General features: G+C 58.4%; 8 protein-coding genes and 1 pseudogene. 5 read left to right on the top strand and 4 right to left on the bottom strand.

The annotated features are described in order from the left end of the window. Window positions 1–22: 22 nt before the first annotated feature. Together GIW04_RS24490 and GIW04_RS24485 are read right to left on the bottom strand one after the other, a co-directional pair. Window positions 23–763, bottom strand: a complete 741-nt coding sequence (locus GIW04_RS24490; RefSeq protein ID WP_019817545.1) for a type 1 glutamine amidotransferase domain-containing protein — start codon at window positions 761–763, stop codon at window positions 23–25. 189 nt (window positions 764–952) lie between these two features. Further along, entirely contained in the window at window positions 953–1,288 is a 336-nt protein-coding gene (locus GIW04_RS24485) for a DUF6124 family protein (RefSeq protein WP_032902107.1), read from the bottom strand. Between the two features lie 692 nt (window positions 1,289–1,980). Here GIW04_RS24485 and GIW04_RS24480 point away from each other — a divergent pair. The 3 genes and pseudogenes from GIW04_RS24480 to GIW04_RS24470 form a co-directional block, all read left to right on the top strand. Next, window positions 1,981–2,364 (top strand): addiction module antidote protein, encoded by a 384-nt coding sequence (locus GIW04_RS24480; RefSeq protein ID WP_120248953.1) that lies wholly within the window; start codon window positions 1,981–1,983, stop codon window positions 2,362–2,364. A gap of 209 nt (window positions 2,365–2,573) precedes the next feature. Beyond that, window positions 2,574–3,209: a lytic polysaccharide monooxygenase auxiliary activity family 9 protein gene (locus GIW04_RS24475; protein ID WP_056785932.1), complete on the top strand. Its 636-nt coding sequence runs from the start codon at window positions 2,574–2,576 to the stop codon at window positions 3,207–3,209. A 40-nt stretch (window positions 3,210–3,249) separates the two neighbouring features. Beyond that, a pseudogene (locus tag GIW04_RS24470) lies at window positions 3,250–4,251 on the top strand (chitinase); the annotation flags it as partial. Between the two features lie 196 nt (window positions 4,252–4,447). Here GIW04_RS24470 and gudD read toward each other — a convergent pair. Further along, window positions 4,448–5,773 carry a glucarate dehydratase gene (gene gudD / locus GIW04_RS24465; protein WP_003192683.1) on the bottom strand — a complete coding sequence of 442 codons (1,326 nt, stop codon included), beginning with the start codon at window positions 5,771–5,773 and terminating at the stop codon, window positions 4,448–4,450. A 19-nt stretch (window positions 5,774–5,792) separates the two neighbouring features. After that, window positions 5,793–7,154, bottom strand: coding sequence for an MFS transporter (locus GIW04_RS24460; RefSeq protein ID WP_120248972.1), 1,362 nt, complete (start codon window positions 7,152–7,154; stop codon window positions 5,793–5,795). Window positions 7,155–7,490: 336 nt separating this feature from the next. Here GIW04_RS24460 and GIW04_RS24455 point away from each other — a divergent pair, with 336 nt between their 5' ends. Together GIW04_RS24455 and GIW04_RS24450 are read left to right on the top strand one after the other, a co-directional pair. Then, a complete protein-coding gene (locus GIW04_RS24455) occupies window positions 7,491–8,204 on the top strand; it encodes a FadR/GntR family transcriptional regulator (protein WP_003192677.1) in 714 nt (237 codons plus the stop codon). A 10-nt stretch (window positions 8,205–8,214) separates the two neighbouring features. Then, on the top strand, window positions 8,215–8,409 hold a 195-nt coding region (locus GIW04_RS24450; protein WP_236479277.1), incomplete at its 3' end, for a tRNA (adenine(22)-N(1))-methyltransferase TrmK.

Here is an 8,409-nt window from a genome sequence, read left to right as displayed (position 1 = left end):
GGCTACGGGTGGGGCCTAGGCTCTATCGTTCGTGGGACAGCTCGGTTATCACGGCGAGTGCGACGGCCCTGGGCGATTGCGGGTTCTGGCCCGTGATCAGGCGGCCATCGGTGATGACAAATGAGGTGAACGGCACCCAGCCCTTGCGGTAACGCGCCCCTTGGCTCAGCAGCCGGTCTTCAAGCAAGAACGGCACCTCACGCTTCATGCCCGACAGCAGTTCTTCGCGGTTGGAGAAGCCGGTGATGTTTTTACCCTTGATGATCGCGTTGCCCTGTTCATCCTTCAGGTCCAGCAGGCCCGCCACACCGTGGCACACGGCCGAGACGATGCCGCCCTGGTTGTAAATGGTTTGGGCGACACGTTGCAGGTCGAGGTTGCCTGGGAAGTCCCACATGACACCGTGGCCGCCGGTGAAGTAGATCGCGCGAAATTGCGACGGATCGACATTGGCGATGGGCAGCGTGTTTTGCAGCCGGGCGCGAAAGGCTGGGGACTGCAACTGCTCACGCGCCGGCTTGTCCATGTACAGCCAACCGAGGCTGCGCTCGTCCAGGGGCACAGCGCCACCTTTGGGGCTGGCAAACACCGTCGTATAGCCAGCGGCTTCCACAACCTCGGTGAAATGCGTCAGCTCAGTCAGCCAGAGGCCCGTGGTATCGGCCCTTGAGGGGTAGCTGGCGTGGTTGGTCATGATCACCAGGATCTGGCGATTGTTCGCAGCGGCCGTGGAAGGGCCGGGTTCAGCCTGTGCAAATGTCATAAGCGCGCCACCTATCGCTACCAACGCAAAAGAAATAAGGGTTTTGAGCATGATCCAGGGTCCAGTAATCCTGTCGGTTGGTGCATGCTCACCTTAAACCTCGCTTTAAGGTCAACCCCTGCTTTGGCAAAAAAAAACCGAGTCGTCTTGGGGCGCGACGGCTCGGCTTTTTTTGGGCGTGTTGAACGTTTAGCCAGCTGCTACAGCCGCCTCGCGCTCCATCAACTTATCGACCAACAACATTCCCAGCTCACTTAACTGATGAATCGCCAACGCGACGTCGCGCTGTTTACCGGTCAGTTCATCCGACAGGTCGAGCAGCAGGGCGGTTACTGAGGAAAAGGTTTCATAGCTATTGGCGACGAGCATTTCATTGCTGGCATCGTCGGCAACGCTGAACAGCGGTGTCGAGGGTGGAGGAGAGGGTTCGGCGTTGGGGTTGAGGGCGTGATCGATCGCACGACGGGCTGCCTGATCAAGCTTCAGGTTTGGATCGTTTGGAGGGTTTGGGGTGACTTTGTACATATGCGTAATTCCTGAATGGGGCCGACACCGTTTCGCTACTAAACGAAAGGGTGGCAGCTGTACGCAGGTTAGTAGACCGGGGAATTACACAAAGCCGGCGCACCCGAAGGCGCCCTACGCACAGCCACCATCAGGCACAGACAGGAATGTCTGATAGATGAAGCTCATGCACTAAGTGTAATTGACCCTCGGGCTACTAAACCCGATCACTGAATTGTCAGCGACCGGGCCACCTTAGAGACGCCCATCCAAGCGCACAAGCCGGCGGATTCTGACGCAACTGTAGGCAATGGAGCAAGGTGGTGAAGCTTGCTGTAGGACGGGTCCACATCAACGCCGGCCCACTCACCCACTCCCTGTAGGAGCGAGCTTGCTCGCGAAAAAATCATAGGCGCCGCGTTCACTCTGGATGCACACCTTATCTTTACGTTCTTCGCGAGCAAGCTCGCTCCTACAGTCGCGACGCAACGTTTCGGTCTTGAGGACATAAGCGCTAATAGTATTGCTCGGCTGCCTGCGCAGCGGCTGGACTAGGATTTTTTCTGGCGGTGCACACCGACATTAAAAATTCACTGGCATCTACAAGAAGTAGCCAGTAGGCTACATTTGAATCTATGACCAATACGATCGGCGGGACGCCCGAGGAATCAAGCGGGCAAAAGAGATTCTCGATGCCCTGAGAGGTCAATGACATGAGTAAGTCGACATTCAAACCAGAGGACATGCCGATCCTCGAGTTGGATACATCCGGCAGCAGCGCCTATGAGGCTTCACGTTTCCTTGATAGCCCGGAAACCATCAGTGCCTATCTTGCGCAAAGCATGGCGTGCCATGACCCACACGTCCTTATGAAGGCGCTGGCCGAGGTTGCCAAGGCCCTGGGTGTAAACAAGGTTGCCGAAGCGGCGGGGGTGAATCGGGAGAGCCTGTATAAAACCCTGAAAGGCGGATCAAAGACACGTTATGAGACGGTCCAGAAGCTGATGTTGGCATTGGGCGTGGAACTGACGGTGCGACCGATTACCGCGACCACCCCTAAAAAAACGGCTGCCATCGGTACAGAGAAGCTGTATTGAAATGCGCATGGTCTTGTAGGAAATCGACCTCTGGTAGCGTAAGGGTTTCCCTATAACACTGTTTATATATCCAGTATTTGCGGATCTTCGCGCTCATGAACCGAAAATGAGCGAAAAATGCGCCTCTGGCAAAAAAAAGCAACTCCGTTAGGTTGAGGTCCTCTCCTTCAAGAAAGGAGAGTTCTTAATCAAATCAATGGAGTTACAACATGAACAAACCACAAACCCAGACACCGCTTCGCCATGGTCGTGTCACATCCCCTTCCAGCCGTGGCGCAGTCGCCGTGGATCTTGGCCTGCTGGAAACCTGGCAGGTCAATGAAATGGAAGGCGGCAAGAACTTCCCGGCACTGACGGCCGGTCCGTTTCCGGCGCCTTATCAAACCGACAGTGATAGCGTCACCCCTCCCGCCGACGGCTTTATCCTCAGCGGTGGCAAGACCGATGCCCGTGACTGCGTCAACTTCACCCACGAGGAAATGGCCAAGAAACTCGGCCGCGCCTTCACCTGGCCGTTGCTCAATGTCGAGCCGGGTCAGACCTTCAAGGTCACCTGGGCATACACCGCGCCGCACACCACCCGTGGCTATCGCTGGCTGATCACCAAGGATGGCTGGGATCCGAAACAGCGCATCACCCGCGCGCAACTGGAAACCCAGCCGTTCGCTGAAGACTTCTATGCCCAGGTGCCGTACTACAGCCATGCAGGCGAACTGAAGGCCAAGGTCAATCATGAAGTGAAACTGCCGGCCAATAAAAAGGGCCAGCATGTGATTGTGTTGATGTGGATCGTCGCCAACACCGGCAACGCCTTCTATCAAGCCTTCGATGTGGACTTCAAATAAGCCCGCACCGTTAAACCCACACGTTCTGAAGGATTAGAACATGTCAAAGATTGACTTTACCTCATTGCAATCGCCGCTCAACGATGCCGCTTCGCTGATGCCGAGCATTGCCGGCAAAAAGATCCTCATGGGCTTCTGGCACAACTGGCCTGCCGGCCCGAGCGATGGCTACCAGCGTGGCCAGTTCGCCAATATCAGCCTGGCGGATGTCCCAAAGGATTACAACGTGGTGGCCGTGGCCTTCATGAAGGGCAACGGTATCCCTACCTTCAAGCCGTACAACCTGTCCGACGCCGAGTTCCGTCACCAGGTGGGTGTGCTGAACAGCCAGGGCAGGGCGGTGCTGATTTCCCTTGGCGGCGCCGATGCACACATCGAACTGCATAAAGGCAACGAACAGCCACTGGCCAACGAGATTATCCGCCTGGTGGAAACCTATGGCTTTGATGGCCTGGATATCGATCTTGAACAGAGCGCGATTGATTTCGCCGACAACAAGACTGTCCTGCCCGCCGCGTTGAAATTGGTCAAGGACCACTACGCAGGTCAAGGCAAACACTTCATCATCAGCATGGCGCCGGAGTTTCCGTACCTCACCACCGCCGGCAAATACGTCGGTTACATCCAGGCGCTGGAAGGCTATTACGACTTCATCGCCCCGCAGTATTACAACCAGGGTGGCGACGGCATCTGGGTGCAGGAGGTCAACAATGGCAACGGCGCCTGGATTGCCCAGAACAACGACGCGATGAAAGAGGACTTCCTGTATTACCTGACCGAAAGTCTGGTGAGCGGAACGCGTGGGTTTACCAAGATCCCGGCAGATAAGTTCGTCATTGGCCTGCCCGCGAACGTCGACGCGGCTGCCACCGGTTATGTGATCAACCCAACAGCCGTGACCAATACATTCAAGCGTTTGCACGACAAAGGATTGTCGATCAAGGGCCTGATGACCTGGTCGGTGAATTGGGACAACGGGATCAGCAAAGACCGCGTGCCCTACAACTGGGAGTTCAGCCGCCGTTATGGGCCGATGATCAATGGCACTGATCTCTCTGGCCTGGAGCAGGATGCGGCGGAGTTCGAGGTCGCTAATCGGCAGTAGCGCAAAGAGGGCTCTGGCAGACGTGCCAGAGGTCAAACCGCTAAGCTTCTGATCTGACTAAAATCCGATGCCTGTTTGGGCATCGGATTTTTTGCGTCACGCTCAAATTGCGCTGAGCGCTCCTAAAGCCGATTTACCGCACCAAGCAAGGCCGCTTGTTATCAAAGCCCCAACCCGGAATCAGAAACTGCATCGCCACACTGTCATCCCGCGCCCCAAGGCCCATGCCTTTGTATAGTTCATGAGCCTTGGCCACCGCGTCCATATCGATATCCACACCCAGGCCAGGCTTGGCCGGCACTTTCACATAGCCCCCTTCAATCTTCAACGGTTCGCGTGTCAGGCGCTGACCGTCCTGCCAGATCCAGTGGGTGTCGATGGCGGTGATCTCGCCGGGGGCGGCCGCCGCCACTTGGGTAAACATCGCCAAGGAAATATCGAAGTGGTTGTTGGAATGCGAGCCCCAGGTCAGGCCCCACTCGTTGCACATTTGCGCGACGCGCACCGAGCCTTGCATCGTCCAGAAGTGCGGGTCGGCGAGGGGGATGTCCACTGATTGCAGCTGGATGGCGTGGCCCATTTCCCGCCAGTCGGTGGCGATCATGTTGGTGGCGGTTTTAAGGCCCGTGGCGCGGCGGAATTCGGCCATGACTTCGCGGCCTGAATAACCGTTTTCTGCGCCGCAGGGGTCTTCGGCATAGGCCAGCACATGATGCTGGTCGCGGCACAGGCGGATGGCTTCTTTCAACGACCATGCGCCGTTGGGGTCGAGGGTGATGCGCGCATCGGGAAAACGCTCGGCCAGTGCGGTGACGGCTTCGATTTCCGCGTCGCCGCTCAATACGCCGCCCTTGAGCTTGAAATCGTTGAAACCATATTTGGCCTTGGCCGCTTCGGCCAGGCGCACCACCGCGTCGGCGGTCAGGGCTGTTTCATGGCGCAGGCGGAACCAGTCGTCATCGGCGTCGGCCTCGTTGCGGTAGTCCAGGTCGGTGGCGTTGCGATCCCCCACATAGAACAGGTAGCCGAGCATCTTCACCGCGTCGCGTTGCTGCCCTTCGCCGAGCAGGGCCGCCACCGGCACCTCAAGGAATTGACCGAGCAAGTCGAGCAGGGCGGCTTCCATGGCGGTGACGGCGTGGATGGTGATGCGCAGGTCGAAGGTTTGCAGGCCACGTCCGGCAGCATCCCGCGAGGCAAAGGTACTGCGCATTTGGTTGAGCACGCGCTGGTATTGGCCAATCGGCTGGCCGATCACCAGCCCGCGCGCGTCCTCCAGTGTTTCACGAATGCGCTCGCCGCCTGGCACTTCGCCCACGCCGGTGTTGCCGCTGCTGTCCTTGAGGATGACGATATTGCGCGTGAAGAAAGGGCCGTGGGCGCCGCTGAGGTTGAGCAACATGCTGTCGTGGCCGGCGACGGGGATGACTTGGAAGTGGGTGACTATAGGGGTATTCATGGCAAGTTCCTGACTGGGCTCAAAGGGGTTTGCTGAGAGGGGTGCGGGTGGTCACAGCGCTTGGCGCGGCCGACACGGCAGAAGGTGAAGTCTTGGCGAAGAACACCAGGATGGCCGCCAGCACCGAGGTGCCGGCCAGGCCATACAGCCCGCCCTGGATTGACCCGGTGGTTTGTTCAAGAAAGCCAAAGGTGGTTGGCGCGACAAACCCGCCCAGGTTGCCGATGGAGTTGATCAGCGCGATCACGGCGGCGGCGATGCGCACATCCAGGTAGCCCTGGGGGATCGGCCAGAACAACGAAGACGCGGATTTAAAACCGATGGCCGCAAAGCAAATCGCAACGAAGGCGAAGATCGGCCCGCCCGTGGTGGACATGAACATCCCCGCCGCGGCGATCAACAACGCCGTTGCGACCCAGGCCTGCTGGAACTTGAACTTGCCCGACAGCGAGGCGAACGCGTACATGGCAATGATCGAGATCAGCCAGGGGATCGAGTTGAAGAAGCCCACCTGCACATCACTCAAGTCGCCCATCTTTTTGATGATGCTCGGCAGCCAGAAGGTCGCGGCATAGATCGTCAATTGAATGCAGAAGTACAGAGCGCAGAACAGCAGGATCTGGCGGTCCTTGAGCAGCTTGCCGATGGTCGGCTTCACCGTGGTCAGGGCTTCACGTTCGCGCTGTTCCTGGTCGATGGCGTCAACCAGGGCGTCCTGTTCTTCGCGGGTCATCCACTTGGCATCATGGGGCTTGGAGTCCAGCCAGAACCACACAAAGAAACCCAGCGCCACCGATGCCAGGCCTTCGATGGCAAACATCCATTGCCAGCCGTGCAAGCCCAGCCCTTCAATCTGCAACAAGGCCCCCGACAACGGCCCGGAGATCAATGACGCCACCGCCGAGCCACTGAGGAAGATCGCGATGGCCTTGCCACGCTCCACACCGGGCAACCAGCGGGTGAAGTAATAGATCACGCCGGGGAAGAAACCGGCCTCCGCCACGCCCAGCAAGAAACGCAAGATGTAGAAGTGGGTTTCGTTCTGGATGAACGCCATCAGCGTGGCGACGATGCCCCAGGTGAACATGATGCGGGTCAGCCAGATACGCGCGCCGACTTTTTGCAGCAGCATATTGGACGGCACTTCGAACAGCGCATAGCCAATGAAGAACAGTCCGGCGCCGAAGCCGTAGGCGGCTGCGCCGATGCCCAGGTCATGCTCCATGTGCGTGCGCACGAAGCCGATATTGACCCGGTCGATGTAGTTGAGGATGAACATGACCACGAACAGTGGGAGCACATGGCCCTTCACTTTGCTCACGGCGCGGGCGAGCGCTGAATCACTTTCGGGTGCGGCTGAGGCTGGGCTTGAATGCTTCACGAATGAAAACTCCCCCTGATTATTTTTATGCGGGCTTGGTGTTTTGTTGACGGACATCATACAAGTTGTTTTTTGAAGGCCGCAATCCTGTGAGAGCTGTTTTTGTTCTTATAAGCCGGTATTGAGATTGGCTATTTTGGTTATTTTCCAGATTTTATTGGGTTTTGCCCTGCTGGTGACGGCTCGGGGTGTGCGCTTCTCTCAAAGCGAAGACAGGCTCGGGTGAGTTGGGATGAGTGTGTTGTCATACAAGTTAGGTGTTTTTCTCCGCCACCCGTCGCCCCGTGCGCTCAGGGTGATAAGCTCCCCCCAGCCCAACCCCGTGGACCCGTCTCGATGCCGATTAAAAGCACACCGCCTGTGCGTAAACGTTCCGCCAACCTGGCCCAGGGTGTGGTCGAGGCACTGACCCAGCGCATCCGGTTGGGGCAACTCAAGCCGGGTGAAAAACTGCCGTCCGAATCCACCATCGTGCTTGAGCATGGGGTGAGCCGCACCGTGGTGCGTGAAGCCTTGTCCAAGTTGCAGGCGTCGGGGCTGGTGGAGACGCGTCACGGCATTGGAACCTTTGTGCTCGAGCAGCACACGCAGCCAGGCCTGCGCTTGCATGTAGACACAGTCGCCAGCGTGCGCAACATGCTCGAATTGCGCCTGGGCCTGGAAGTGCAAGCGGTGGCCTTGGCCGCGCTGCGCAGGAGCGAGGCACAACTGGCCCACATGCGCCAGGCGCTGGACGACTACCAAGCCTCCCTGGCCAATAACGACAGCTGTGTGGAGGAGGACAAGCGCTTTCACCAACTGATCGCCGAAGCCACCGGCAATACATTTTTCACCGACATCATGCAGCACCTGGGTACGGCGATGATTCCGCGCACCCAGGTGAATGCCGTCGAGCGCGGCGGCGCGGACTTTGCCCAACTGGGGCAGTTGGCGAACCTGGAGCACGAGGCGATCTATAACGCCATCAAGCGCCAGGACCCAGACGCCGCGCGCGCGGCCATGGTGCTGCACTTGACCAACAGCCGGGATAGATTTTCCGGGCACTCTTAAGGAATCACCGTTGAACGAACACACCTTGTCTCAGCGCCTGGAGCGCGTGGCCGCGCACATACCGGCGGGTGCCCGCCTGGCCGATATCGGCTCGGACCACGCCTACCTGCCGGTGGCCCTGATACACCGCGGCGCTATTGCGGCGGCCGTGGCGGGGGAAGTGGCCGCTACACCGTTTCAGGCGGCCAACCGTACCGTGGCCGAC

This window comes from Pseudomonas sp. PA-4-8C (assembly GCF_021606625.1).
GTDB lineage: Bacteria > Pseudomonadota > Gammaproteobacteria > Pseudomonadales > Pseudomonadaceae > Aquipseudomonas > Aquipseudomonas lactis.
Note: the sequence above shows the minus strand (reverse complement) of the source record. Positions and strands in the feature narration are given on the sequence as shown.

Coding starts and splice junctions, on each gene's coding strand:
- GIW04_RS24490 (WP_019817545.1), bottom strand. CDS start 763: ATGACATTTGCACAGGCTGAACCCGGCCCTTCCACGGCCGCTGCGAAC.
- GIW04_RS24485 (WP_032902107.1), bottom strand. CDS start 1,288: ATGTACAAAGTCACCCCAAACCCTCCAAACGATCCAAACCTGAAGCTT.
- GIW04_RS24480 (WP_120248953.1), top strand. CDS start 1,981: ATGAGTAAGTCGACATTCAAACCAGAGGACATGCCGATCCTCGAGTTG.
- GIW04_RS24475 (WP_056785932.1), top strand. CDS start 2,574: ATGAACAAACCACAAACCCAGACACCGCTTCGCCATGGTCGTGTCACA.
- gudD (WP_003192683.1), bottom strand. CDS start 5,773: ATGAATACCCCTATAGTCACCCACTTCCAAGTCATCCCCGTCGCCGGC.
- GIW04_RS24455 (WP_003192677.1), top strand. CDS start 7,491: ATGCCGATTAAAAGCACACCGCCTGTGCGTAAACGTTCCGCCAACCTG.